Origin of the sequence: Christensenella sp. MSJ-20, assembly GCF_044357945.1 — a bacterium.
In the GTDB taxonomy this organism is placed as follows: Bacteria; Bacillota; Clostridia; order Christensenellales; family QAND01; genus QAND01.
Map to the genome: position 1 here is coordinate 1,608,813 of NZ_CP076563.1, position 25,727 is coordinate 1,634,539.

Consider the following 25,727-nt stretch of genomic DNA (forward strand, 5'->3'; position numbering starts at 1 on the left):
CGTGTGGAAATGGATAGGCGGAGATTGGAGCAGATGTTTTATCTGACGCAGGAGATTAAAAAACACCAAGAACGGATCGAGGTACTGGAGTCCATTGCGCAGGGAACCACCAGTGTGCTGACGGGTTTGCCCCGGCCATCGGAGAAGCGGGATCGCATCGGAGAGGTGACGGTGAAGCTACTGGATATTCGATCCAGATGGGAGATGGATCGGCGCAAATACGTAGAGGAGCTGGACCAGCTGCAACGTTATCTCTCTGGTATTGGGGATAGTGAGATCCGGCAAATCTGTCTTTTACGCTTTGGCTGTGGATATTCCTGGCGAAAAGTAGCTTGGGAAATGGGGGGATATGCAACGGAGGATTCCGTAAAAAAGCTTTGTTACCGTTTTCTAGATAAAAGACGTCCCGAATGTCCCGGGGATATTCGTAGCCGCCGTGTTCCTCAAAGTACCTTGTGTTCACATCAATGACCAACTCATTAAAGATCGTTGCGCCGGCTTTCTGTCCTCTTGTGGAGATTTTGCCCTCGTCAATGAGCCGCTGGAAATACTCGTTGTAAGTCAGACCACCCGTGTCCTTGAAGTGAATATTGCGGGCAATTTGCTCGGTGTCTACATTGAGATTTGCGTAGCTTTCATTCTTGCGCTCATTGTGTCGCTCGGTTTTCTGCGCTCCCTCTGCGGAGATTTTCTCCACTCGGACAACGCTCCAGTTTCCTTCCGCCATTCTCATCACCTCCAGTCAGCGGAAAGGGAGGGGGTGCGGGTTACGCAACTTTTTCAAAGTGCGTAACCCACTATGACACTTTCAGCTTCGCTGTAAAGATGTCGTGGGCAAGGGCTTTCCTCCCTTGACCCCCCTCAAAACCTCAATCAAATAGGCAGGTCGTCCTCGTCCGTGACTTCCTGCCCATTCTCAATCGGTTTTTCAACCTCCGGCAAAGTCCAGTACCAAAGAAAGCCGTCCTTCACAGAGCGAACTCCGGCTTTCTTCTTGGACTTCTTGTAGGTTGATTTCTTGAAGCCTGCGGCTTCAAGCTTTGCTTCGCAATCGGAAGCCAGCCGTCTGCCGCCCGACAGCAGGGAACGGATAAAATCCGTTGCCGCTTCCTCACGGGCATTCGGTCTGCCCATCCTCGGCGCAGAAGCAGAGAAAGCGTCCTCCGCACTCAGCTCCAGCTCATCAAGAAAGTTCACGCCCTTGTCGGCTACCTCAAAGAGAATAGCGGAGCCCATCGGTGCAAGATTGCTCTTGACCTGCACCAGATAACGCTCAGCGGGGTTCTGCTTATTCGCCGTGCGTGTGACGGCAAGAATGCTTCTCGCAGCACCGGCAATGTCGATAGAGCCATTGGTGCGATAGAGGGGGCTTGTGTCCTTCGCCTTGTTCATATGGGCGATGATAACGATGGCGCAGCCGGTGTCCTTGGCAACGGCAATCAGGTGGTTGAACTCAGCTCTTGTTTCGTTGGCGTTGTTCATCGAGCAAGTGTCACCGATATACGAACTCATCGGGTCGAGGATCAGCAGCTTGGCGTTGTACTTCTCCACGGCTTCACGGATACGGTCATCTCCGAAGGTCAGGCTCTTTTCGTCCTCCTTGATGAAGATGAGCCTGTCCCCATCACCGCCCGCCGAATTAAATCTCGGCACAACGGTATCGTCTGCATCGTCCTCGGTGGTCTGATAGATAATTGTCATCGGCTCGCCGCTCTCGTCCTTATCGGCAAAGGGCAGCGGCGCTCCCTTGGAAAGCAAAGCGGCAAGAGAAAGCATCAGCTTACTCTTGCCGTCGCCGGGGTCGCCTTGCAGCAGTGTGACCTTGCCGAAGGGGATATAGGGATACCACAGCCAGCGCACCTCCTTGGGTGTAATCTCGCTTGCCTTGATGATTTCCAGCTTTGCGGGAATGTTGTTCGGATAGTCTGTCATTGTCTTGTCCTCCTTTTCGATAGATAGTGTGGGCAGTGAATAACGGTGGCACGGAAGCTCTGCTTGCAGCTCCTTTCGCATTTTCTGCAAAGCTCGTTATATTTCTTCCTGCCACGCTCATCAAGAAAGAACGCCCATTCTCTCTTGAGGTATTTCGGCATACGGGGCATAATGGACACCTCCTTATCGCTGCCTAATTGCCGATTTGCTCCCGAAACGCAGAAACGCCCAAAACCGTTTCCCGCTGTATGGTTTCGGGGCGATTTTGGGCGTTTTCTTTCGATATGAGCGGCTTCATATTGGCGGCGGTATCCTTACCGTCCGTCATTCAAAAGCCGCTGTTTGTCGCTTCCGGGTAACAAAAAAGCGCCGTATTGCTACGACGCTTTTGTCTTGCTCGGAAGATGGAGCAAGGGAACGCTATTCAATTATCTGTTGTACTTTTTCTTCCTGCTTACAACCGTTGTGCCGATGGCTGCACCGCCGCTGACGAACAGAGCAGCCAGCCAACCGATGAGGTTGCTGCTGTCACCGGTCTGAGGAGACTTGGTGGAGTCGTCCTTTCCGGGCTTATCGGTGTTATTATTACCGCTACCTGTATTGCCGGTGCTGCCGTTGTCGGAGAGCTTGTCGATGACCGTATTTTCGCTGCGCTTATAGCTGCAGACGGTACACTCCTCATGCTTCAGGCCGGTCTGGGTCGTGGTGGCCGCCTGGTCTACCTTCCACACGAAGGTGTGGGACGCCAGATCCTTTGTGCTGCCACTCGGATCCGGGCAGGCGCTGTCGGTGCACTGATGCCAATGGCTCTTTGCGTCCGCATACCACGGACCGCCGTAGGTATGGGCATGGGGACCCACATACGGCTTCACGGTGATGTTCTGGTAGGTCTTGATATTACTGCTGCCGCTGCCATCGTTATACTGGATCGTTACATCCGTCTGCCCCTGCATGAGCCCCGTACCCCGGAAGATCGTATAGCCGGTTTCAGGGAGGTCAGCCGTGGTGCCGTCGGTATAATGCGCGGTGACCACCATGCCCGTCGGGTCAAAATCCTCGCCGGCCATGTACTCGGTCTTATCCGGCTGTTTTGTGATCTCGATGCTCTCCACCGTCTTGACGACCTCCGGTTTGCCAAGGCCACGGATCACCTGATAATCCTTGTTATACGGAAAACCACTCCATGTTGTTTCAAAGGCATCCGCTTCAACTCCGTTTACGGTCACGTTCTCCTTTTTCAGCCCGGTGTAATCGCACCCCAGGAGCTTATTAAAATAAACCTCTACCCTATATTCTGTATCCGCCTTGAAGGTTCCGGTTAGAGGTGCGGAAGTCCAATCACCCGCCGAGTCCTTTTCCATAAATTGGAAGTAGCTAAGTTTAATACCAGGCTCTGTCGTCGTAACCGCGGCATCTGCTATCTTTGCGTCCGCTTTATATCCGGTCACCGTGATCGGCAGTGTGGTCACCTTTGTCTCGCTCGCTGGTCTATAGGTGTTGTATACCTTGAATTCGGTGCTGTTACCGTTGCCATACACGCTCTGCGGGCCGCTTTCGTTGTTGCCGCCCGTATAAGAAATGCTGTACCATACATACTCTCCGATTGGATCGCCGGGCACGACCTGCTGTACGATATACTTGCCCTCCTCGACCGCTATGGTGTTTGTTCCTGTTGTTCCGTCTGCTCCGACGGTGACAGTCATCGTACCGTATTCATAGTATTGCGCAGTCACTTCATTTATGGCCTTCTTGATTTGGAATGTAAAGGTCGCGCCTTCCGCGCTTCCGGTCAGTCCGTTCACCCCCACGGTGATTTTTAATTCACATGTTTTACTCTCTTCTGCTCGCGCCGTTGTGGGCACCATGCACAGCACCATACAGAGAACCAATACAATGCTGAGCCACTGTTTTTTCATGATTTCTTCCTCCCTAAAAAGTATATAGACTCTCGGAATCTCCAGCCCATTGAAAACACTGGGTTTGGAGGTTCCTTTTTTATCGAAATCACCCACTTTTTTTGCAAAAAGAGCTTTACAAACGGCTCGAAAAACGAGGCGCTTCGCACCCTTGTTTACAGAAATGACTTTTGCGAACAGGGGGCGCCTTCGATGTTACCGATTTATCCTGGCGGCCATGTGGCCTACCAGAATTTTGTGGTTGAGCAGTTGCGCAACCACTATGCCAACCCGGCAGAATTGCCGGATTTTTCTTCCTCCGACAGCGGACACGCCGGAGAAGACAGAAGGTTTAACCGGAAAAGATTGATTTGCCGGTCGTGGTTAGGACTTCAATATCAAACCACCATCCTTCCGGCAAACGCAAAAAGCCGAAGCCAAGGCATAATGCGCCCTGTCTCCGGCAACTGGTTCGTTATAAATTGTATGAAATAAGACTTGACACGCTGAAAAAACGGCGCTATGCTCCTGCCGAGCCGACAATAATTTTCGGTATTTCCGTTTGCCATAGTCAAGTCCTCCTTCCATAATTTCTAAGGCAAAAGGATATGAATTCCCCTACCCCATAGATATACAAAAATATTTTAGCAGATTTTCCCCGAAATCTCAAGTAATTTTCAGAATATTGCTCTCATCTTTTTCTCAAAGCATTGCCTTCTTCCATTACTCACGGAACTTTATGACTTCTTGAATACTACCCGAAAAGGAAAAGCCGCCGTCTGCGACAGCGACTTTTCTCTTTAGCTGGTAAACTGTATCAACAGTTCGTTTAAGGCATCCACCGCACCGTGTCTTTCTGCCTGTATCTCTCGATTTCGCCACTCCATAAGGCACTGACAAATTACTCTGATTTCTACCGGCTCAAAGGGGATTTTCTTCTTTCGTCCCGGCTTCATTGCTTCTGCAATGTCACACAGGCGAAGGGCGAGTGAGTCAATCTGACCGTTGGTTTCTGCGTCATAGCTCCTGTGCTGCTGTATTAAGCCGTTTATCAGCACCCGCACCTCATAATCGTCCAGCTTGACATTCATAGCCACACTCCTAACAGTAGATAAGTTCGCTTGAAACGATTTCCGCAGCAGTGTTTCGCAGATTGTTCATCCTCTGCACCCACAGCATTTGATTTTCCGCTTTAAGGGCTTCCGTAACGCCCTCTTTTTCGGAAAGCTGCTTTACCAGCCGAGAAAACATTGCTTCTGTGCGCCTGCTCCCAAAGCGCGCCGTCAACGATAGGCTCGTGGGTGTCCTCAAACACAAGGCGTTCCTCATCGGTGGCAAAGCGGCGTTCATCGGTCTTAAAATTCGTTCCGATGGTCTTTCTCAGCACAGTATGACCGAGATATTCCTGTCGGCTTAAAATCTCTCTTACCGTGTTTGCGTTCCAGCTTGTGCAGCCGTACTCCGCTTTTCGGTTGCATTGTTCGGGGTGATATTGGAGGGTGTATGCCGATGGAATCAGCACCTTTTCCTCCGTTAGCTGTCTTGCGATTGCCGGAGGTGTCAAGCCCTCTGCCGCAAGCTCAAAGATGTGTTTTACCACCTGAGAAGCAACAGGATCGACCACTAAGGTCTGTTTATCTTCGGGCAGTCGATTGTAGCCGTAGGGAATGCTGCCGGAGCAGCGTTTGCCATCGCTCATACGGGACAGAAAGATGGACTTTATCTTGTTGCTGGTGTCCTTGGCATACCACTCGTTCATTATGTTGAGGAACGGGGTAAAGTCGTTATCCTGCGGTTTGTCGCTGTCCACGCTGTTATTGATTGCGATAAAGCGTATCTGCTTCTTGGGAAACAGAATCTCGGTATAAAAGCCAACTTCAAGATAGTTTCTGCCGAAACGGCTCATATCCTTGACGATAATCGTGCCGATTTTTCCGGCTTCAGCTTCTGCAAGCATTACCTGAAATCCGGGACGGTTGAAGTTACGCCCTGTGTAACCGTCATCGGTAAAATGCTTGATGTTCGTCATACCGCTTTTGCGGGCAAAATCTTCGAGAAATCTCTTTTGATTCAGTATCGAGTTCGATTCGCCCTGCTGCTCATCATCCTTGGACAGCCTTTCATAGAGGGCTGTAACTCTATCAAAATCCCTGATTTTAGGCACTTTCTGACCTCCTTTCCGTCTTTTATTCGCAGCCATATTCAATGGACTGCTTGCAATATATATCCTAAAACTTCTTTTCCGTTTGGAGGAAAGCACCCTTAAAGCATATTTGGATCAGCTGGATTGTGTGGAGGGAAATTTCTCATTTTGGTCGCCCAAGCATCAGAAATACCGGAAAGGATCGTTTCTGGTGGAACACAGCGGCTTGACTCTGGTATCGAGTCTGCCTAGCGGGGATATGGATAAACGAATCTACGATGATTACAGTATTACACTTCGGCAAATTGGGGTGATCACCGATGTTTGATTTTAACACACAGGCGGACAAGATATTGTTGGGCTCCAGAGAATACAACATTACAAATGTTAGGCTAATTAAAGATTGTTTTGTGGATGGTAACATCGTGGGCACGGCGGTAGCCAAAAAGCTGACCTTCGAGATCGATGCGGATGTGGAGATGGAGAATCAGGAATTTTCCTATCTCTGTGGTTTTATGATCGACAGGGAAATGGTGTACACATCCCTTGGAACGTTTATTAGTATTGATGTGGAAAGAGGGGATACCACAAAGCTAACCTCGGTTACTGCGTTGGATACGATGTTGCGATTCAACATCCCTTACGTATCCCAGCTTGACTATGACGGCGAGAAAAAACCAACTCTGCTGCAGGTATTGGAGGAATGCTGTCAACTATGCGGCGTAGCGTTACATGAAAATCTCATATTGCCCAATGGAGAAAAGCCAATTGATAGCAATCAATTTACCGATGGACAAACCTGTAGAGAAGTGATCAAAGCAATTGGGCAGATCAACGGTATGTTTGCTCAAGTGATAGGCGATGAACTGGTTTTTACACTGGAAAATATGGGAGACGATGTGCAGAACCCGGCGGTTCTTACGCCCTACCTCTATGAGACGCTGGAATTGAGACAGCCGACCGACCCCATCGATACCGTTGTGCTACGAAATAGTCAAGTAGAAGGAGAAAATGTTACGTGGACGGCAGAACAGGAGACTGGGCCAACTGCTGATAGAATTCAAAGAAGCAAGACTGGGGAAAGCCGACAAAGCCTTTTGGTGATTGAGGACAATCCTTTTGCCTACAATCAGGATAAACGGCAAATATTTATCCAGGCGTTGTTTGAACAGGTTAATGGTTTTTCTTATTTGCCTTTTGAAAGCAAGGGTATGGCAAATCCGCTTTTGAATTGTGGCGATCCAATCACGGTTATGACCATAGATGGTACTCTTCATTCTAGTAGGATACTGCGTATGGAGTATTGTTCACCTGGCGGTGTTAATAGTATTTTGGCTGCCCCTAGCATTACAAAATCTACGGTATCCTATCAATATATCCCGAAAGTGGAAGAACGAGTACGGCGTACGGAGATTATCGTGAACAAAGCTACAGGGGAGATCCAATCTCTTGCACAAATGGCCGGTGTAGTTAGTGATCGCGCCGATGCAGCTATGGACCTGGCCCAAACCAACGCAACACTTATCACCCAAACTGCTGAGGAGATTAAGCTGGCTATGAGCATTAGTGGGGGTAGCAACCTATTAAAGGGAACGTCCGGCAGGGTGGGACTTCAGGATTGGATGGTGCAAGGAGAGGCTTCCGGGATTATTGATGTGTCCAGTGAAACAACGGCTGGCGGGTATATTAGCGTGGGTGATGGCCTAACGCACTTGGATGAGGAAGGGAAACGAATCCATGATACTGTATCTCAATCCGTTCGAATGGTTGCTGGAAAAACCTATGCTTACTATTTTAAGTATCGGCTTACTGCGATGTCCAATGGATCACACTATGTAAATCTAGCTGGGCGTGAGATCATACTGCAGGCATCGGAGAGCTGGCTGGAAGAGAAAGGAGTACTTATCGCGCAGAACAACGGAGGAGATGTTACGGTAGGTGCATCTGGATGCCGCTTGGATCTTGCGGATTTAATTGTAATAGAAGGCCTGGGGGTTTCTGTGTGGCAGCAGCATCCTAATGAGATTGTTACATCCATTATGGTGGTAGATGACCGGGGCGCGACATGGGAACGTCAAGGGGAGGCTTTTAAGGCACATGTGGATAATACGCAGTTTGAGATCGTAAATACTGATACCCATAAGCGGATTGCATATTTGGATAAAGACACCGCGCAATTTGGCCCTACGGTTGTACGAGAGCAGTTAACGGTACAACAGGAAAAATCATCAGCAAAAGCCTTGCGGGTTATCCCTATATGCGATGGCGTGATGTTCACAATTAATGACTAAGAAAGGAGGAGAGAGGGATGGCAATACGGACCTATTTGAGCGGAGACCTCCCTACCAGTAACCAATATATCAAGATGCGCATCGAGGTGCTTCTCAATAGCCAGAGCATTGAGAGCAATACTAGCAGCATCACGGTAAACCTATATTATCGCAGAACCAATACGGGGTATACCACTTATGGTACCGGCACCTGTTATATGGAAGCGGATGGGGTTCAGTATACCCAGGCGGTAAGTCCCAGTCAGAAAATCGTGTATAGTACTGGAAATGGCATCTGTTTGTTCACCAGAACGATTACGATTTCCCATGATGTGTCCGGAAACAAGTGGCTGAACGTATGGGGAAAGATCAGCATACCGGGAGCGAATTTGGGTGGGGAGTGGCAGAGCTTTGGCGTTACGCTGCCCAGTATACCCAGGGCGAGTACGCCCAGTAGTCTGGTATTGACGGTGGGGGAGGCGCTGACGATTGATATTTCTCGAGCATCCGCTTCTTTTACCCATGACCTGTACCTTTATGCCGGGGATCTAACTCCGGTATTACGAGGAGTTGCAACCAGTGGAACCTTTATCTTTTCTACAGCCGACGTAGAAGCTCTGTATGCGTCACTACCTAACAGCAATACCGGTTCATACGGGTTGGTATGCGTCACATATAGTGGCGGAGTTGAGGTAGGCCGTAAAACAGTATACGGCACGATGAGGATTGACCCAAGCCGGTCGCTGCCGGTATTCTCAAGCTTTACTTTTGCTGCGTCCAGGGAAGACCTGACAGGAGATGCCAGTAAGATACTCAGCGGTGAGTCTACTGTCACCGTTACCATTTCGAAAGAGGACAGGGCGATATCTAATACAGGAGCCTCAATGGTGAAATATATAGCGTCTGTAGGGAATGCCAGTGTGGAGGCGCCTTGGGACGAAACGGGAGAGATAAAGCTGGAAATTCCAAAGGCGGAGAGTGGAAGCATCTCCGTAGCAGCAGTGGACAGCCGGGGAAATCAGACCATTGTAACCAAACTTGGTACACTGATTCCGTATAGCCCACCCAGGGTATCTAGTATTACCACACAAAGGGCAAACAGCGTGGATAGTGCCGTTTCGTTACAGGCCCAGGGCGTCTGGGACAACAAATCCTTTGGCTTGGTAACAAACACCCTATCGGCGCAGTACCGATATAAGCTGACAACGGCCCAGGAGTATTCTGATCCAATCGCCATAGCCTTGACCATCAATGAGGATTCATGGCAATTCAATGATACGATATCCGGCGACCTAGGGGTGGATGGGTTCACGATTACCTCATCTTTTGATGTATTGCTGGAAATCACAGATGCCGTTCCGGTTTCCGGATCAGGCCAATCCCTCGTGGACCGGGGTATTCCCACAATGCATATGACCCAGGACGGCATTTCCGTGGGGCAGATGATGCCGGAAGGATTACCGGAAGGGGTGGTCAATGCTGCAACCGGTTTTGCAGTGAACGGAAGTACACTAGATTACATTGTAGACAACGGGGTAACGGACGGATGGACATATCGGAAGTGGGCTTCTGGAATCATCGAATGCTGGACGAAAGAGACAATAGGAGCCGTACAAATATCGAACCTAGCGGTGTACCAATACTATACAAATACTATGTATTTGTATTATCCGGTTGGATTGTTTACATCCGTTACGCATGTAAATATATCAGCATTCAACAGTGGGCGAGTATTTACCGTGGCAAACCTATGGATGTACTCCGTATCTGTTGGCTATCGCCTTATGTCTGGTTATGAGACAGAGACCAATTCAGATGCATATGTGACTGGATACATAGTAGGTAAATGGAAATAGAGCAGTAAGGGCGGGGGAATCCCCGCCTTTTATCATGGAATGAGGAGGAATATTGATGGCAGTAAAAGGAATTGATGTAAGTAAGTACAACGGCGCTGTGGATTGGACACAGGTGAGGTCTGCTGGAATTAAGTTTGCTATGATTCGGGCGGGTATGGGCAATACGGCGGCCCAGGAGGATCCCTGGTTTAGGCGGCACATGGATGGGGCGCTGGCGGCGGGCCTGGATGTGGGCTGTTATTGGATGAATTATTACCGTACTGTGGAGGAAGCCAGAAAGGAGGCGAGGGCTTTCCTGGAGGTGATCGCTCCATATAAGGGCAGGATCAGCTATCCCCTGTCCTCTGACTACGAAGGGGACAGCATCCGCTATGCCAAGCAATGTGGATATGCGCCTACGTCCCATACGGTGACGGAGCAGACGGTGGCTTTTCTGGAAACCTTGGAGAAAGCAGGTTGGTATGTGGTTTGCTACACCAACCAAGACTTCTATAAGAATTGGTTTATTCGGGATAGGATGGCCCCCTACGACGTGTGGCTGGCGGATTGGGGGAACAACAACCAGGGGTTTGACGTGACGCCTCACTATCCCTGTGGGCTTCACCAGACCAGCAGCAACGGCAGCATTGCCGGGGTGTCCGGTCGGGTGGATATAGACCTTGCCTACAAGGACTATCCCAGCATCATTAAAAACAATGGGCTAAATGGAATATCTGGTTCGGCTAGCCCAGCTCCAACGCCGGAACCGGCTCCTGTTCCTGTGGAAAGAACTTATACCGTGGTAAGGGGGGACACCCTGTCCGGCATTGCGGCTAGGTATGGCACCACCTACCAAGCCCTTGCGGCTTATAACGGGATAGCCAATCCAAATCTGATCCATGTAGGACAGGTGATCCGAATTCCTGGCGCTGGGCAGGAGGCGACTTCCGCTATTGGCGTTGGAAGCAAGGTGCGGGTGAAGCAAGGGGCCAAGGACTACGATAAGGGGCGAACCCTTTCCAGCGCGGTGTATACCGGGGTGTACGATGTGATCCAGATCAAAGGGGATCGGGCGGTCATTGGCAAGGGCCAGACGGTGACTGCGGCTCTTGCCCTTAATCATCTTGATTTGGTATAGGAGGTGGAAAATGGATGGAATAGGAGTTGCGTTTCATGCGATCTTGGCCATCATGGGAGGGATTGCCACCATTGGGGGTGGGACAGCGGTTCTTATGCGTTGGCTGAACCCTTATCGCAAAATGCGGCAATCGGTTACGCGACATGGGGAGTTATTGGATCGGGACCAGCATCGGCTGGATGATATCGATGAATATAACCGGGTAATGGGAGGGTGCATGCTGGCCTTATTGCATCATGAAATCACGGGAAACGATGTGAAAAAATTGGAGGACGCAAAAGCAAAATTGCAGGAGTATCTCTTAAGCAGATAGGGGGATTTAAAATGGACCTTGTACAGATTATCATTTTGGCACTGCTGGTGGAGGCAATATGGGAAACATTAAAGATGTGCTGGCAAAAGGGTGAGTTTTCATGGGATCGCATGGGATGCTTGACGGTTGCGGTTTTCCTATCGGTATTGTGCGGAGCAAATCTATTTTCCGCTGTGGGATTGATAATGGGGCCTTATTGGCTCGGAAGCCTTTGTACTGGCATTTTGGTAAGCCGTGGAAGCAATTTTCTCCATGATTTGCTATCCAAGCTCCAGGAGCTGAAAGGAAAAAGCGCATAAAACATGTAGGTTCTTCGACAGAAATCGATGGCTGTTTATTCTAACGCAAGTTAAGTTACGGTATTTTTTACGTCTTATTTTGTATCAATTATAGGATTTCATGTTTTGTTTGCAGGGTTATGCGTTTTCCTGCGCCGCGTGGGCCGACGATTTTCTCCTTCTGCCGTTGCTACAATATCCACACCTAGTATTCTATGAGAAATTCGGTGATGATATGCAGCGGATACAAAGCTTTGCGGATCGATTTCGGTTACAGGAGATTTTGACGGCCGTTCATCCCATGGATATGGCAGCGTTGATTGGATGCTTTCTTGCTGCTCGGGTTACGTTGGTTTATGGACTTTCCCCCGTATGTCCTGCACTGCTCTATGGATTTTGTTTGAAAAAAAGATGGGACTGGATGGGAGCCATCGGAAGCATCTTGGGCGGCATCCTATTGTGCCCTTCTTTTCCCCCTGTTCTCGGCGGTGTGCTGACGGCTTGGCTGGCCCTTCAGGCGTTGCGGTTGGACTGGATTCAAACAAACTATGCGTCGCTGGCTAGGATATTGCCGTTAGTCTTTGGCGCAATTGCTCTAGTGATATTTTCAGACGGAACTCTGTATACGATCCTGCTTGGTATCATCGATCTGATGCTAATTGGTGTATTTGGCCCCATCTACGGGATGGCTTTTGGTGCGCTACAAAAGGCTTTACGGCGTCGGCGGCTTTATGAAGGGGAGCAATATTGCTTGATGGCGCTGGTATGCACCAGCATACTGTTTTTGCAGAACATCACCCTGTTGGGCGTTTATCTAGACCGGACAGCCTGTTGTTTGATGGTGCTTCTGCTGGCATATTTTCGAGGACCCATCGCAGGCGGCGTTGTGGGCATTGCTTTTGGTGGCTGTGCGGCCATGGTGGGGTATTCGCCGTTGATTATAGGTGGCCTAGCCATCTGTGGACTTTGTGCAGGCATGTGCCGAGAGATGGGAAAACTTTCCGTGGTGGTTGGGTTTTCTCTTTCCAGCGCTGTGTTTCTATTATTTGTCCAGGATACCGGGGAAATTTTATTGCCGATCATGGAGCAAACGCTGGCGGGAGCGGGACTGTTTCTGGTGCCTCGTCAGATCGTTGGTGTGATATCCCGTGTGATGGACCGTCCCAAGGATCGTGAGCGCCATCCGACGCAATCAGCTTCGGATGAAAGAGGCAGGCGGGAAATCGGAAACCTGGCCAAAGCCATATTTTTAGGCGCAAAGGCCATGGAAAAGGGAAACGAAAGCGCACAAATCGCGTCGCAGCAGATGGGCGCATTGGCGGTTTCCCTCAACCATATGGCTATGCGGGAGACCATTCCTTTACAAAACACTATCAAACGAGTGGAGGCGGAGCTGGCGGACGGCGGATACGGGGATTGCCCAGTATCCGCAGCAAAAGATCCTTTCGACCGCTTAACGGTTACCGTTACTTGCCGCGGATGCGGCGGGAAAAGGGATTGTGTTAAAGTGATCCGAAGATATATCAGCCGCGCTATGGGGCAGGATTATATTTTGGCCCAACGTCCCTGTCGAAGCGGACAGCAGGAATCCTGCGTGCTGCAGTATGCCCCTGGTCCCCGTATTGCCCTGGAGGTTTCTACCGCGTGCTCCACCAAACCGGGCATGCGACAGAGTGGGGATACCTTTTTGATTGCAGACGTGGGGCCCGCGAAGACCGCCGCAATCCTGTGTGACGGAATGGGAAGCGGGAAAGCGGCAAAAGAGGAGAGCAGTACGGCGGCACAACTGCTTCTGGCGTTTCAGCGGGCGGGGCTAGGCGCAAAGCCCATGATAAAAATGGTGAATAGCATTATGGCCAGCCGAAACCGGGATGTTTTTTCTACCGGGGATATGGTGGTATTTGATCTTGCCGGTAAAAGCTGTGAAATTATTAAAATGAGCGCGCCAGCCACGTTCATACTGCGACAGGCTCATGCCCATTGGATCAGCGGAAAATCCCTGCCCATGGGCGCGGTATCCAAGGCCACCCCCTTTTATGCACGGCGCGAGGTGGAGGTAGGGGACTATGTGGTGATGGTTTCCGATGGGATTTCGGATTGCTTCACAAGCAATCGCGAGTTGGGTCAATGGATGCTTGGAATTCATCAGCAGGATCCATCGGTAGATCTGATGTCCCAGCGAATATTAAAAGAGGCGAAGTCCATAGCAGGGCATCAGGCGGACGATATGACGGTAGCGGTGATTAAGGTCAAATCCGTTGTATGACTAGGGGGAGCATGATTTATGCTCCCCCTTAAATTTTATGCTATTGCAAGGGCACGATGTAGCTTACAGAAATATCCTTCCCTACCGCTTCTTGCACCGCTTTTGCGCCGGCTTCTCCAAATGCGCCGCATAACTCGATTCGATCCACTTCACCAGTTGAAATCAGATGTTGTGCAGCGGCACATGCCTGGTCTAAGCGAGCCACTCCCACCAATACGGCTTTGCAGGAGTCCACCTCCATCATGGCGTGGTTTTGAGAAGGGTCGAACCCGCGACTCATAACGATAAAAGCAAAGCGAAATTGTTTTGACATGCTTCTTCCTCCTTTTCGTTATTGTAGCGTATCTTTGCCTTTAAGGACAGTGGAGTTTTGCTGTGATTTCCTCCTTTCCGCCGTTGTCAAAAATCTTTACAACGGGTAGAATAAACCTATCCCAAAGGGGGGCTTACGGTGAGAGAAGCACTGATGCAGACTATGAAGCGGCTGGGAATTGGGATCCCAAACCAGGGGATTTTGTGCGCAGTGTCCGGGGGGATGGATTCCGTAGCGCTGCTCCACTGCCTGTGTACCCTGCGCAGAGAGATGGGATTTTCTCTTTATGCCGCCCACTTTCATCACGGGATTCGCGCTTCTGCCGATGGGGATCAGGATCTGGTGGATACCCTGTGTCAGGATTGGGAGATTCCCCTAACTTGCGGCCGGGGAGATGTGGAACAGGAACGTTGTGGGCGTACAATAGAAGAGACGGCTAGAGACCTGCGCTATGATTTTTTAGAGCGCACTAGGGCGACCTTGGACTGTCAATGGATTGTAACCGCCCATCATGCCGGGGATCAGGCGGAGACGGTGCTGATGCACTTGCTGCGGGGAAGCGGTGTCCGGGGGTTAAGAGGAATGGAACCCGTGCGAGGGTATATCGCCCGGCCGCTGCTGCATGTGGAACGGGAAGAGATTTTGCGGTATGTAGAGACACACCATCTGCCTTACCGAGAGGATGAAACCAATGCAGATCTCACATATACCAGAAATCGAATTCGAAAAGAACTGATTCCTATATTGCAAACCGGCTACAATCCTGCAATAATAAAAACGTTGTGCAAAACTGCCCGGGCCGCAGGGGAAGACGAAGCCTTTTTGATGGAGCAGGCTAAGAATGCCTTTCTAAAGGTTAGACGCTACTCCTTGCCCGGCGTATGCCATGTCCTGTCTGGAATGCCGGATCAGCCTAGCCTTGAAAAACGGATTCTACGGCTTTGTTTGGAGGACCTGGGAGCTTGGAATGTGACCGAACGAGCTCTTATACTGGGAATGGAGGCCATTGACCAAGGGAAGCGTACGGATATTGGCCAGGGGATTTTTGTGGACCAAAAGGGAGAGGTACAGATTTACCGTCCCTTTACGACCCAAGAAACCGCCGGGTTGGCCAGTGGCTATGGCCGGCTGAACGGTCTAAGCCTAGAGGTTTGGACGCCGGATTCCTGCCGGGATGCATTGCTGCGAACTCGGCGCCCGGGGGATGTTCTGCCTGGAGGAAAGCGCCTTTCCCATCTGCTGAAAGAACAGGGTGTGCCGCGATGTATCCGGGATGCCCTTGGCGTTATCGTCCGGGGGAATCGGGTATTGGCGGTCCAGCATGTGTGGTACAGCATGGAATTGGATGGGTGCTTCCCCAAGTTCACGGGTGGCGTGATAAAAGATTGAGGGGGATTTTGACGTGAGCGAATACAAAGAGACGCTTTTGACAAAGGATGAGATAGACAATGCAGTAAAGGGCATTGCATACCGTATCCATAAGGATTACCAGGGCAAGGAGATTTTGGTGGTATGTATTTTAAAGGGAGCCTTTATCTTCTGTGCGGATTTGGTGCGGAATCTGGATCTCCCCTGCGAAATTGATTTTATCTCCGCTAGCAGCTATGGTGCCGGGACTACCACCAGCGGAAACGTAAAGATTAACAAGGACGTGGAACACGATGTGGAGAATAAGCACGTGATTTTGGTAGAGGATATCGTGGACAGCGGTCTAACCCTTAAAACTTTGAAGGAGTTCTTTTTAGCGCGCCGCCCGGCTTCCTTAAAAATCTGCTGTTTGCTGGATAAGAAGGAGCGCCGCCAGGCCGACATCGAGGTGGATTATAGCTGTTTTACCATCCCGGATGCGTTTGTGGTGGGCTATGGACTGGATTACGATGGCCGGTATCGGAATCTGCCCGATATTATGGTATTGGATGAATCCGTCTATGGTGGAGAATCCGCCAAATAAGATTGTTATATATTGGGAAATATGATATAATAACCTACTAAATTGCATTGACCCCTAGGAGGATCGGACGATTGAAAAAAGTCTTGCGCGGCCCCGGCATGTATCTGATGCTGTTTTTGCTCATCTATTTGTTTGCCAGGCTGATGAGCCCAGGCGATGCCGCCAGTAAAGAGCTGAATTACAACGAGTTTATGTCCAAGGTGGAGGCTGGAGAAATTCTCAGCATCGATATCACCGATAACGATCTGGTTGCCTTGAAAAAGGGAACCGAGATCCAGGAGAAGAGCTTCCCTTCCCAATACGACTATACCACTTATATTCCTAGCATTGAGATTTTCAATGAGGATATGAAGGCTCTGACGGACGCTAACCCAGAGCTTCTGTCCATTGCGGTTAAATACCGGCCTACCCCTGAGCCTAGTTGGTTCATGTCGGTGCTGCCCTATCTTTTGATCTCGGTGGCGATGATTGGCTTCTTCTGGTATATGATGTCCCAGCAGAGCCAGGGAGGCGGCAAGGTGATGTCCTTTGGCAAGAGCAAAGCCCGGATGGCTCCTGCAGATGATAAGAACCGCAAGACCTTTGCGGATGTTGCCGGCGCTGACGAGGAAAAGGATGAGCTGAAGGAGATTGTGGATTTTCTTAAGAATCCCGGAAAATTTACAGGCTTGGGAGCTCGGATTCCCAAGGGCGTGTTGTTGGTAGGCCCTCCCGGCACGGGAAAGACCCTTTTGGCCCGCGCGGTAGCGGGAGAGGCCGGCGTACCGTTTTACAGCATCAGCGGATCGGATTTTGTGGAGATGTTCGTGGGCGTAGGCGCCAGCCGGGTGCGGGACCTCTTTGAAAACGCCAAGAAGAATGCCCCGTGTATTGTGTTCATCGATGAGATCGACGCTGTGGGCCGCCATCGTGGAGCGGGGCTGGGCGGCGGACATGATGAGCGGGAGCAAACCTTAAACCAGCTGCTGGTGGAGATGGATGGCTTCTCGGTCAATGAGGGTATTATCATCCTAGCCGCCACCAACCGCCCGGATATTCTGGATCCTGCGCTCCTGCGGCCCGGCCGCTTTGACCGGCAGGTGACGGTGAATTATCCAGATGTTAAGGGCCGGGAAGAGATTTTGAAAGTTCACGCTCGGGGCAAGCCTTTGGCCGACGATGTGGATCTGAAGGTGGTGGCCAAGCGCACCCCCTATTACACCGGTGCCGATCTGGAAAATGTGCTCAACGAGGCCGCTATTTTAGCTGCAAGGAAGAACGACAACGAGATCCATATGGCAGAGGTGCTGACCGCCATCAATCGAGTGGCTGTGGGGCCCGAGAAGAAGAGTAGCGTGATTACCGAGAAGGACAAAAAGCTGGTGGCCTATCACGAGGCGGGTCATGCCGTGGTGGCCTACAATATGCCCAACTGCGACGATGTCCATGAAGTGAGTATTATCCCCACCGGCAAGGGAGCGGGCGGATATACCATGCTGTTGCCAGGGGAGGAAACCAAATACGTTACCCGCAACAAGCTACTGGATCAGATCGCCATGTCCCTGGGTGGACGCGCTGCTGAGGAGACCGTCATCGGGGAGATTTCCACCGGCGCTTACTCCGACCTACAAAATGCCAGCAACATTGCCCGCAGCATGGTGGTGGAATATGGCATGAGCGATGCCGTAGGCAACATTTACTTGGGCGGCGGGGGAGAGGTGTTCCTGGGTAAGGATTATGGCCACACCCAGAACTATTCCGAGACGCTCTCCACTCTCATTGACAAAGAGATCAAATCCATCCTGGATACCGCCTATGACCGGGCCAAGGATACTCTTATCCAGCATCGGGACGAGTTGGACGCCATAGCAGCCGTCCTATTGGAAAAAGAAAAAATTGATGGAGCGGAGTTCCGCCGCATTATGGAGGGATTGCATCCCCAGGCGGTGGAATCTCAGGCAGGGGCTGCCGCGCTGGAGGAGCCTTCTCAGGGGACTCCCGAGGAGAAAGCATAAAGACGAAAAGCCGTGGACTAAGTCCACGGCTTTTTTTGTTTCTCCGATTTCTCTATCTCAGTTTCAAAAAACGAGAGGATCGCCAACAATTCGGCAAAAACCGTCAACCGTCCTGGAAATCCGGTTGATAAGCAATCGGGGGAATGTTACAATAGAACACACACGTGAGTGTCAATTATTTGGGGGTGCGTATTAACCATGTACACAGGTGGAGACATCAGAATTTTTGCCGGAACCTCCGGTAAAAATTTCGCGAAGCGGATGTGTGATTATCTCGGAGTAGAGCTGGGCAACAGCGAGGTCATCACTTTTTCGGACGGCAATATCTTTGTTCGAATCCGGGAAACCGTACGGGATAAGGACGTTTATCTGGTTCAGCCCATCGGCATGAATCCCAACAACGAGTTGGTGGAAATTCTCTTCTGGATCGATGCATTTAAGCGGGCCAGCGCCAACTCCGTTACCGCGATCATTCCCTACTTTGGATATGCCAAGGGCGATAAGAAGGACGAGCCCCGGGTATCCCTGCGTGCGCGGGTCTGCGCCGATATGATCGAGTGCGCCGGTGTGGATCGGACCGTGATGATGGACCTTCACGCCGCCCAGGTGCAGGGCTTCTTCAAAACCCCCATGGATCACCTGGAGGCTATGCCTCTTCTGTGTGAATACATCAAGACCGTTTGTGATCTTAGTAATCTAGTGGTGGTATCCCCGGATGCCGGCTTTGCCAAGCATGCCCGGGAATACGCCGATTATCTGGGCGTCGGGGTGGCCATTGGGGACAAGACCCGTTTTGACCACAATGAAAACGCCAAGGTGCTGGAAGTCATCGGTAACGTGGAAGGCAAGGATTGCTTTATCGTAGACGATTTTACCATCTCTGGCGGCACTCTGGTGGAAATTGCCAACGCTGTTAAGGCCCATGGTGCCCGCCGGGTATTTGCCGGCCTTAGCCACATCCTGTGTCGGGAGAAGGGTATTGCGGCCATCGAAAACAGCCCTCTGGAGTTTGTGGTCTCCACCGACTCGGTAGAGAATCCCTTCGTCAATCAATCCGATAAGATCAAGATTGTATCGGTTGCCCCCTTGTTTGCCGAAGCTGCCATGTGCATCCATAACCGGCAGAGCATCAGCATCATCTTTAAACGGGTGCCCACTCGGCTGGTGGAGCAGATGACCATGGAGATGGAACAGAGCAGGATTCTTAGCGACGACAACTAACTTTTTATAGTACAGGATGGGACCCGGGAAAGCGCTCCCGGGTTCCGTCTTTTTCTAGATAGGAGGAAGTGCAATGTTGCGGTTTAACAGCGACTACACCGAAGGAGCCCATCCCAGGATCATGGAACGGTTGATGGAAACCAATCTGGTTCAAACGCCGGGTTACGGTACCGATGCATACTGTGGCCATGCCGCAGAACTGATTCGTCGGGCTTGCAACGCCCCGGAAGCAGCGGTCCATTTTCTCGTGGGAGGAACACAGACCAATTTTACGGTGATCTCGGCGGCGCTTCGCCCCCATCAAGGGGTGCTAAGCTCGGATCTGGGGCACATCAACACCCACGAAACGGGAGCGGTGGAGGCAACTGGCCATAAGGTATTAACCCTGCCAAGTCGGGAGGGGAAGATCACCGCGGAACAAATCGAAGAGGCGGTTCGTGCCCAGAGGGAGGATGACAGCTATGAGCATATCGTACAGCCTAAGATGGTGTACCTGTCCCATCCTACCGAGTTGGGGACCCTGTACAGCCGAGCGGAGCTTCTTGCTATTCGACGGGTTTGCGATACCTATGGACTCTATCTGTTCCTGGATGGCGCACGTCTGGGATTTGGATTGACTGCCGAGACCGCCGATGTGGACCTGCCCGATCTTGCCCAGCTCTGCGATGTATTCTATATTGGGGGCACCAAGCTGGGCGCCCTTATGGGGGAGGCGGTGGTGATCCCTCGGCGAGAGCTGCAGGAGGACTTCCGATATCTTATAAAGCGTCATGGCGGTATGCTGGCAAAGGGGCGCTTGTTAGGGCTTCAATTTGAGACGTTGTTTACCGATGGGCTTTACTATGAGATTGGCCGCCACGGCAATCGGATGGCCAAGATCATCCGAGACGCCTGCTGGGAGAAGGGGTACCCCTTTTTGGTGCCGCCGGCCACCAACCAGCTTTTCCCCATCCTTCCCAATGTTCTGCTGGAGCGGCTAAAAAGGGACTTTGCCTATTCTGACCAAGGTCCTGTGGGCGCAGACGCCCGGGCAGTTCGATTCTGTACCTCCTGGGCTACTACCCAAGAGATGGCGGAGGTACTGGCAGACGCACTCTAACCGTTTTGTTACTTTTTACATTTTTATGTATCCGGGTCACAGTTCTTCCAAAAATATGGGGCTTGCACTGTCACTTGTGGGAGTATATACTTGACACTCGACAGAATGTGACAGTATAATGTTACAAAACAATGATATTTAGCCGCCTTTTATTTCAAAATTATTACAAAATAAGTTTGAAATGGGCTTAAAACCATTTATTTGGGGGAGAGTTTAGGTTGAAGAAAAAAGTGATGCAACAAATTGGGATGCGGATCTGTGGATTCCTTCTCTGCGTGGCGCTTTTGGCTGTACCGGCGCTGCTCCAGCTGGAGGGCTTTACCGCCGAGGCTGCTGGTTATAAGGTGGGATTGATCCAGGTGACGGATACCCCGGTGAACATCCGCTCTGGTCCTGGGACAAACTATGATCGTGTGGGTACGCTGAGCAATGCCCGTTTGGTATATGTAAAAAGTGAAAAGGTAAATGGAAGTTGGACCTGGTATCAGATCGCTCTTTCTGCGGATGCGGCTCCTTACGGCTGGATTCGGGAGGATTTGCTTGCTTGTGTTACCACGGTGGAAGCCGATCCGGCCTTTGATCAATATCTACAGAGCCAGGGGTTCCCCCGTAGCTACTGGGACAACCTTAGGGTGCTTCATGCGATTTATCCCAACTGGAAGTTTGAAGCGTTTCATACTGGACTTCAGTGGACGGATGTGTTGGCGGCCGAGACCAATGGCGGCATTAATGTGGTGCATCCCGATTATTTAAATTATGGCAGTAAATATATCGATACCACCAATGTGGATGGAACCGGTGAGTTGGTTAAATATGATACAGGGTGGTATAAAGCGTCTAAGGATTTGGTAGCGTATTATTTGGATCCCCGTAATTTTTTAGATGATATCCATATTTTTCAGATGGAGAAGCTGACTTTTGAAAGCAATGTTCATAGTGCTTCTAATCTAGGATATATGCTGAAGAATACTTTTATGGACGGTAGCTATAGCACGACCATAGATGGGAAATTTTATAAATATGAGGGTGGACAGTTCAGCTATTCTGGTGGAACCACCACTTTTCAGCAGGCAATTTTTGATTTATCTAAGAAGAACAACGTGAATCCCTATCACGTGGCTGCCCGCATTCGTCAGGAGATGGGGCCAAGTGGTGTTAGCCCTCTGGGCTGGGGCGCTGTTTCGGGTTATTTGGGGATCTACAATTTCTTTAATATTGGCGCTTATACTACTGATGAACATGGGGCGAATGAGAACGGAGCGATCTACGCCAAGAATGCTGGATGGACGGATCCTTATAAAGCGCTGGATGGTGGAATCCGTTTCTTGGGTAAGAATTATATCGCGATTGGACAGGACACGCTCTATTTGCAAAAATTTGATGTTGTTGGACCGAGTTATTACGATCATCAATATATGACCAATGTTATGGCGCCTACATCTGAAGCAAACACTACGGGTACTAAACTGAAAAACAGTTTTGGAAGTAGCTTTACCAGCCAGCCTTTTGCCTTCCGGATTCCGGTATATCTCAATATGCCGGAGAATGCGGTGGAGAATCCGGCTAGCAGCCAGTATGTGCCCAGCAGCAACCTGGTAACCGACTCCATCATTGCCAGCGAGACCTATCTCATCAGCGGCGATGGGATCATCACTGGGGTTGCCGAAGGAACCGAGGTTTCAACTCTGACCGGAGGCATCAAGGTGGTAATGGAGGGCGGCGTCATGCACTTGTTTGATGCCAGCGGAAATGAGAAGACCAGCGGTAAAGTGGTGACGGGAGATCGCCTCCAGGTGTGGAATTCCAATGGAGACCTACAAAAGGAGTATGGAATCGTCATCTATGGGGATGCTAGCGGCGATGGCGTCATTACGGTGCTGGATCTCCTGCGTGTACAAAAGCAGATCTTGGGCACGATAAAGTTGGAGGGCAGCTACCTGAAGGCGGCGGATGTATCCAGGAATGGAACCGTAGATGTTCTAGACCTTCTGCGCATACAAAAGCATATCCTGGGGAGCAGTACCATCACACAAAAATAATCTAGCGATTTAAGGAGTAAGGATCACCATGAGCATATCCAGAAGATCCACCCGGCTTGGCATTTTTATGCTGGCACTGGTTATGATGTTTTCTTTGGCCCTGCCTACCGCCCTGGCGGCCAGTGGTTCGGTTTCTTCGGCTACGGTTACCGAGGGAAACAACGTCAATGTGACGGTTACCTTTAGCGGCGGGGGAACGTCGGTCGGTACCGTGGATGCCTATGTAAGCTATGATTCCAGCGTGTTGCAGTTTGTGAGCGGGACCAATGCGTCAGGAGGCGGCGGGTCCGTCCATTTGGTAGCTGTAGCCAGCAATGACAGCCAAAGTTCCTTCTCCTTTACCCTTACTTTTAAGGCGCTAAAGGCTGGAAGCGCGACGGTATCTGCACGCACTAACACGTTTCTTTCCTTCGATGAGGCGGAAATTGGGCCAGCATCCGGTAGCGGACGAGTAACTGTAAATGCGAAAGTCACCCCTACGGTAAAGCCTACGGCAAAGCCCACGGTGCGTCCTACCAATAATCCAAACACCACGCCGACCCCTACGCCCACGCCGGAACCCACCGATATCGAGACGGCGATTCCGGTAACGGTAGACGGGCAGACCCTTTATCTGTGGCGCAGCCTGAAAAACGTAACCGTTGCCCTTCCTGAGGGATATTCTGCCAACGAATACACCTATCACGACGAGAAGATTGAGGCGGGGTTGGGAGAAAGCGGCTTGGTGTTCCTCTGGTTGTCGGATGATAAAGGGGAAAACGGCGCTTACTACCTCTACGATGAAACCGCCGATGCTTTCACCAAGCTCATGCAGCTTTCGGTTAGCGCCTCGGGGAGCTATATCATCCTGCCCTTGCCCGATACCTTAGCGGTGCCGGCTGGATATGAAGAAACCACCTTGGTTGTAAGTGAAAGCCTGAGCGTTCCCGCCTGGGCAATGGTAAAACAGAGCGCTAGCGTCACGGCCAGTCCCGCCGCCAGCCCTGAGGCCTCCGCTTCCCCCGATGCCAGCGCTGCACCCAGCGCCGCCACCCCGGAGTTCTATTTGATATACGCCATGAATGCCAAGGGAGAAACCGGCTTCTATCAGTATGATGCGGTAGAAAAGACCATTCAGCGGTATGCCGGCGAGGTGGCTGAAATATCGCCAGCCCCCACGCCCACCCCGGAGCCCGAACAAGGAGAAGGCCTGTTTGGGAAGATCTTTGGGGATCCTACCTTGCGCCTGGTATTCATTGCGCTGGCTGCCCTTTGCTTGATTTTGCTGGTTGCGGTGATCCTTCTTGCGGTGCGCAACCATAAGGGAGGAAAACCGCCTAAGGGGCCCAAAGGCGGACAGAATCCCCGGCATCAGGACTGGTTGGATGATGAACCTGTGCCTATGGATCAAGCTGAGCTTCCAGCGGAGGATCAGTCCATTGAAGGACCGGTTCCAGTAGAGGAATCCATGCCCGCTTCAGAAGCGGATGAGAATGACGATACACCCCATATCTATCCCAGAAGGCGGGATAGCTGACTATAGTAAAAAAGCCTGCGGTCTGCCGCAGGCTTTTTTTGTTTTTGAATAAAAAAACGCTTGGATGTACCAAGCGTTTTTTTAAAATCAATACTTTTTCAGGATCTTCCATACATGAGCGTTGATATCCCCGGAACCCACCATGAGAACCATATCTCCAGGATGCCAATGGGCCTGTAGGTATTTCCCGATATCGGTAAAATCCGGGATATAGATGCCCTCGCCTCCCCGAGCGGTGATGGCATCGGCCATTTGCTGGCCGTTGACCAGCCCGGTATCGGTTTCCCGTCCCGGGAAAATCTCCGATATGATGACGGTATCGGCAGGGTCAAAAGCTTCCACAAACCGGTCGAAGAGTTTGTAGGCCCGGGAGTAGGAGTTGCATTGGAAAACGGCCCATAATTTATTGTAATGGAACATCTTGGCGGCCCGCATGCAGGCTTTGACAGCGCTGGGATGATGGGCAAAATCGTGGTACACCTTTACGCCATCCAGCTCGCCATGGAACTCAAACCGCCGCTCGGCGGCTTCGTATTCCTCCAGGGACTGGGTGATGGCGTCATAGCTGCAGCCCAGATAGTCGGCTACGGCAAGAGCGCCCAAAGCATTGGCCACGTTGTAATCCCCCGGCAGATGGATCTTGACCCGGGGCAAAGCCTCCCCTCGGCGAACAGGGGTGAAGGCAGCGCAGCCAACCTCATCGTATTCAATATCCTTGGCGGTATAATCCCCACCGGAGAGGCCGAAGGAAACCGTCTTTCGGCCGGACTGCTCCATGAGCTTAACCACCTGGGGATCGTCAATACAGCCAAAGATGACGCCATCCGGATCCATGCCGTCCACAAAGGTGGCAAAGGAATGATAGACGTCGCTCATGTCCTTAAAAAAGTCCAGATGGTCGTCATCCACGTTGTTGAGAACGGCGATATGGGGCTTAAAGTGATAAAAGCTGTTCATGTATTCGCAGGATTCTAACACCATGATATCGCTGTTGCCAACCCGAGTGCCGCTATCCTCCAGATAATGGAGCACGCCGCCTACATGGATAGTGGGATCCATGCCACCTCGCAGAAGCATGAGGCCCAAAAGGGAGGAGATGGTGGTCTTTCCATGGCAGCCTGCTACGCTGATGCTGTTTTGGTACCGGTCAAAGATCTGACCAACGCACTCGGAACGCTCCAGTACCGGAATGCCATGAGCCCGAGCGTAGGCCAATTCCACGTTGGTTTCGGGAACGGCAGCGCTGTGAACCACAAAGTCCGCTCCCGCCACATTCTCTTCGCTGTGGCCGATGGTATAGGGCACGCCGATACGATCCACGTAGGGGGTAAAGATGGTGGTTTTCATATCGGATCCGGTGACGGTAAAACCATTTTCCTTGAGGATATCCGCAACCCCACAGAGGCTGGCTCCGCAGATGCCGATGATATGCACCCGTTTTCCCTGGTAATCAAAGATGTTGGGCATAACGATCTCTCCAATCTACTGATGTCATTCTATTATACGGCAGAGGCGTCCAGGAAA

At 51.0% G+C, this 25,727-nt stretch carries 21 protein-coding genes and 1 pseudogene; 14 read left to right on the forward strand and 8 right to left on the reverse strand.

The genetic code is table 11. From position 1 onward, the window contains the following. Positions 1–55: 55 nt before the first annotated feature. From KP626_RS08220 to KP626_RS08230, 3 genes are all read right to left on the reverse strand, one after another. The gene (locus tag KP626_RS08220; RefSeq protein WP_395976604.1) at positions 56–727 is read right to left on the reverse strand and encodes a plasmid recombination protein; all 672 of its coding nucleotides are present in this window, start codon (positions 725–727) and stop codon (positions 56–58) included. Positions 728–873: 146 nt separating this feature from the next. After that, positions 874–1,932 carry an AAA family ATPase gene (locus KP626_RS08225; protein WP_299117581.1) on the reverse strand — a complete coding sequence of 353 codons (1,059 nt, stop codon included), beginning with the start codon at positions 1,930–1,932 and terminating at the stop codon, positions 874–876. A gap of 428 nt (positions 1,933–2,360) precedes the next feature. Beyond that, positions 2,361–3,848, reverse strand: a complete 1,488-nt coding sequence (locus KP626_RS08230; RefSeq protein ID WP_395976606.1) for a bacterial Ig-like domain-containing protein — start codon at positions 3,846–3,848, stop codon at positions 2,361–2,363. A 192-nt stretch (positions 3,849–4,040) separates the two neighbouring features. Between KP626_RS08230 and KP626_RS08235 the strand changes: the two genes are divergently transcribed. Next, positions 4,041–4,322: a hypothetical protein gene (locus KP626_RS08235; RefSeq protein WP_132090526.1), complete on the forward strand. Its 282-nt coding sequence runs from the start codon at positions 4,041–4,043 to the stop codon at positions 4,320–4,322. Between the two features lie 305 nt (positions 4,323–4,627). On the opposite strand, the gene KP626_RS08240 is transcribed toward KP626_RS08235, so the two are convergent. From KP626_RS08240 to KP626_RS08250, 3 genes and pseudogenes are all read right to left on the reverse strand, one after another. After that, entirely contained in the window at positions 4,628–4,918 is a 291-nt protein-coding gene (locus tag KP626_RS08240; protein ID WP_395976608.1) for a hypothetical protein, read from the reverse strand. 10 nt (positions 4,919–4,928) lie between these two features. Then, the gene (locus KP626_RS08245; RefSeq protein ID WP_395976610.1) at positions 4,929–5,177 is read right to left on the reverse strand and encodes a TnpV protein; all 249 of its coding nucleotides are present in this window, start codon (positions 5,175–5,177) and stop codon (positions 4,929–4,931) included. Next, a pseudogene (locus KP626_RS08250) lies at positions 5,074–6,027 on the reverse strand (recombinase family protein); the annotation flags it as partial. The gene KP626_RS08245 and the pseudogene KP626_RS08250, both read right to left, overlap by 104 nt. Positions 6,028–6,290: 263 nt before the next feature. On the opposite strand from KP626_RS08250, the gene KP626_RS08255 reads away from it, so the two are divergent. The 6 genes from KP626_RS08255 (at position 6,291) to KP626_RS08280 (ending at position 14,070) form a co-directional block, all read left to right on the forward strand. After that, complete coding sequence (locus KP626_RS08255) at positions 6,291–8,261, forward strand: hypothetical protein (protein WP_395976612.1); 1,971 nt, start codon at positions 6,291–6,293, stop codon at positions 8,259–8,261. Between the two features lie 17 nt (positions 8,262–8,278). Then, on the forward strand, positions 8,279–10,096 hold the full coding sequence (locus tag KP626_RS08260) for a DUF859 family phage minor structural protein (protein ID WP_395976614.1): 1,818 nt from the start codon (positions 8,279–8,281) through the stop codon (positions 10,094–10,096). 55 nt (positions 10,097–10,151) lie between these two features. Then, positions 10,152–11,213 carry a GH25 family lysozyme gene (locus tag KP626_RS08265; protein ID WP_395976616.1) on the forward strand — a complete coding sequence of 354 codons (1,062 nt, stop codon included), beginning with the start codon at positions 10,152–10,154 and terminating at the stop codon, positions 11,211–11,213. A 10-nt stretch (positions 11,214–11,223) separates the two neighbouring features. Continuing rightward, positions 11,224–11,526 carry a hypothetical protein gene (locus tag KP626_RS08270; RefSeq protein ID WP_395976618.1) on the forward strand — a complete coding sequence of 101 codons (303 nt, stop codon included), beginning with the start codon at positions 11,224–11,226 and terminating at the stop codon, positions 11,524–11,526. An 11-nt stretch (positions 11,527–11,537) separates the two neighbouring features. Next, positions 11,538–11,825: a hypothetical protein gene (locus KP626_RS08275; RefSeq protein WP_395976620.1), complete on the forward strand. Its 288-nt coding sequence runs from the start codon at positions 11,538–11,540 to the stop codon at positions 11,823–11,825. A 214-nt stretch (positions 11,826–12,039) separates the two neighbouring features. After that, positions 12,040–14,070: a SpoIIE family protein phosphatase gene (locus KP626_RS08280; RefSeq protein ID WP_395976622.1), complete on the forward strand. Its 2,031-nt coding sequence runs from the start codon at positions 12,040–12,042 to the stop codon at positions 14,068–14,070. Between the two features lie 40 nt (positions 14,071–14,110). Here KP626_RS08280 and KP626_RS08285 read toward each other — a convergent pair whose 3' ends face one another. Beyond that, positions 14,111–14,383 carry a DUF6506 family protein gene (locus KP626_RS08285; RefSeq protein ID WP_395976624.1) on the reverse strand — a complete coding sequence of 91 codons (273 nt, stop codon included), beginning with the start codon at positions 14,381–14,383 and terminating at the stop codon, positions 14,111–14,113. Positions 14,384–14,521: 138 nt separating this feature from the next. Here KP626_RS08285 and tilS point away from each other — a divergent pair, with 138 nt between their 5' ends. The 7 genes from tilS (at position 14,522) to KP626_RS08320 (ending at position 24,203) form a co-directional block, all read left to right on the forward strand. Then, positions 14,522–15,772 (forward strand): tRNA lysidine(34) synthetase TilS, encoded by a 1,251-nt coding sequence (tilS, locus tag KP626_RS08290; RefSeq protein WP_395976626.1) that lies wholly within the window; start codon positions 14,522–14,524, stop codon positions 15,770–15,772. Between the two features lie 13 nt (positions 15,773–15,785). Beyond that, a complete protein-coding gene (gene hpt / locus KP626_RS08295) occupies positions 15,786–16,334 on the forward strand; it encodes a hypoxanthine phosphoribosyltransferase (RefSeq protein WP_395976628.1) in 549 nt (182 codons plus the stop codon). A 98-nt stretch (positions 16,335–16,432) separates the two neighbouring features. Continuing rightward, the gene (gene ftsH, locus KP626_RS08300) at positions 16,433–18,328 is read left to right on the forward strand and encodes an ATP-dependent zinc metalloprotease FtsH (RefSeq protein WP_395978999.1); all 1,896 of its coding nucleotides are present in this window, start codon (positions 16,433–16,435) and stop codon (positions 18,326–18,328) included. Positions 18,329–18,589: 261 nt separating this feature from the next. Then, positions 18,590–19,549, forward strand: a complete 960-nt coding sequence (locus tag KP626_RS08305) for a ribose-phosphate diphosphokinase (RefSeq protein WP_395976630.1) — start codon at positions 18,590–18,592, stop codon at positions 19,547–19,549. A gap of 73 nt (positions 19,550–19,622) precedes the next feature. Then, positions 19,623–20,648 carry a threonine aldolase family protein gene (locus KP626_RS08310; RefSeq protein ID WP_395976632.1) on the forward strand — a complete coding sequence of 342 codons (1,026 nt, stop codon included), beginning with the start codon at positions 19,623–19,625 and terminating at the stop codon, positions 20,646–20,648. Between the two features lie 218 nt (positions 20,649–20,866). After that, a complete protein-coding gene (locus KP626_RS08315; protein WP_395976634.1) occupies positions 20,867–22,687 on the forward strand; it encodes a dockerin type I domain-containing protein in 1,821 nt (606 codons plus the stop codon). A gap of 28 nt (positions 22,688–22,715) precedes the next feature. After that, on the forward strand, positions 22,716–24,203 hold the full coding sequence (locus tag KP626_RS08320; RefSeq protein WP_395976636.1) for a cohesin domain-containing protein: 1,488 nt from the start codon (positions 22,716–22,718) through the stop codon (positions 24,201–24,203). Between the two features lie 87 nt (positions 24,204–24,290). On the opposite strand, the gene murC is transcribed toward KP626_RS08320, so the two are convergent. After that, complete coding sequence (murC, locus tag KP626_RS08325; RefSeq protein WP_395976638.1) at positions 24,291–25,670, reverse strand: UDP-N-acetylmuramate--L-alanine ligase; 1,380 nt, start codon at positions 25,668–25,670, stop codon at positions 24,291–24,293. Positions 25,671–25,727 lie beyond the last annotated feature (57 nt).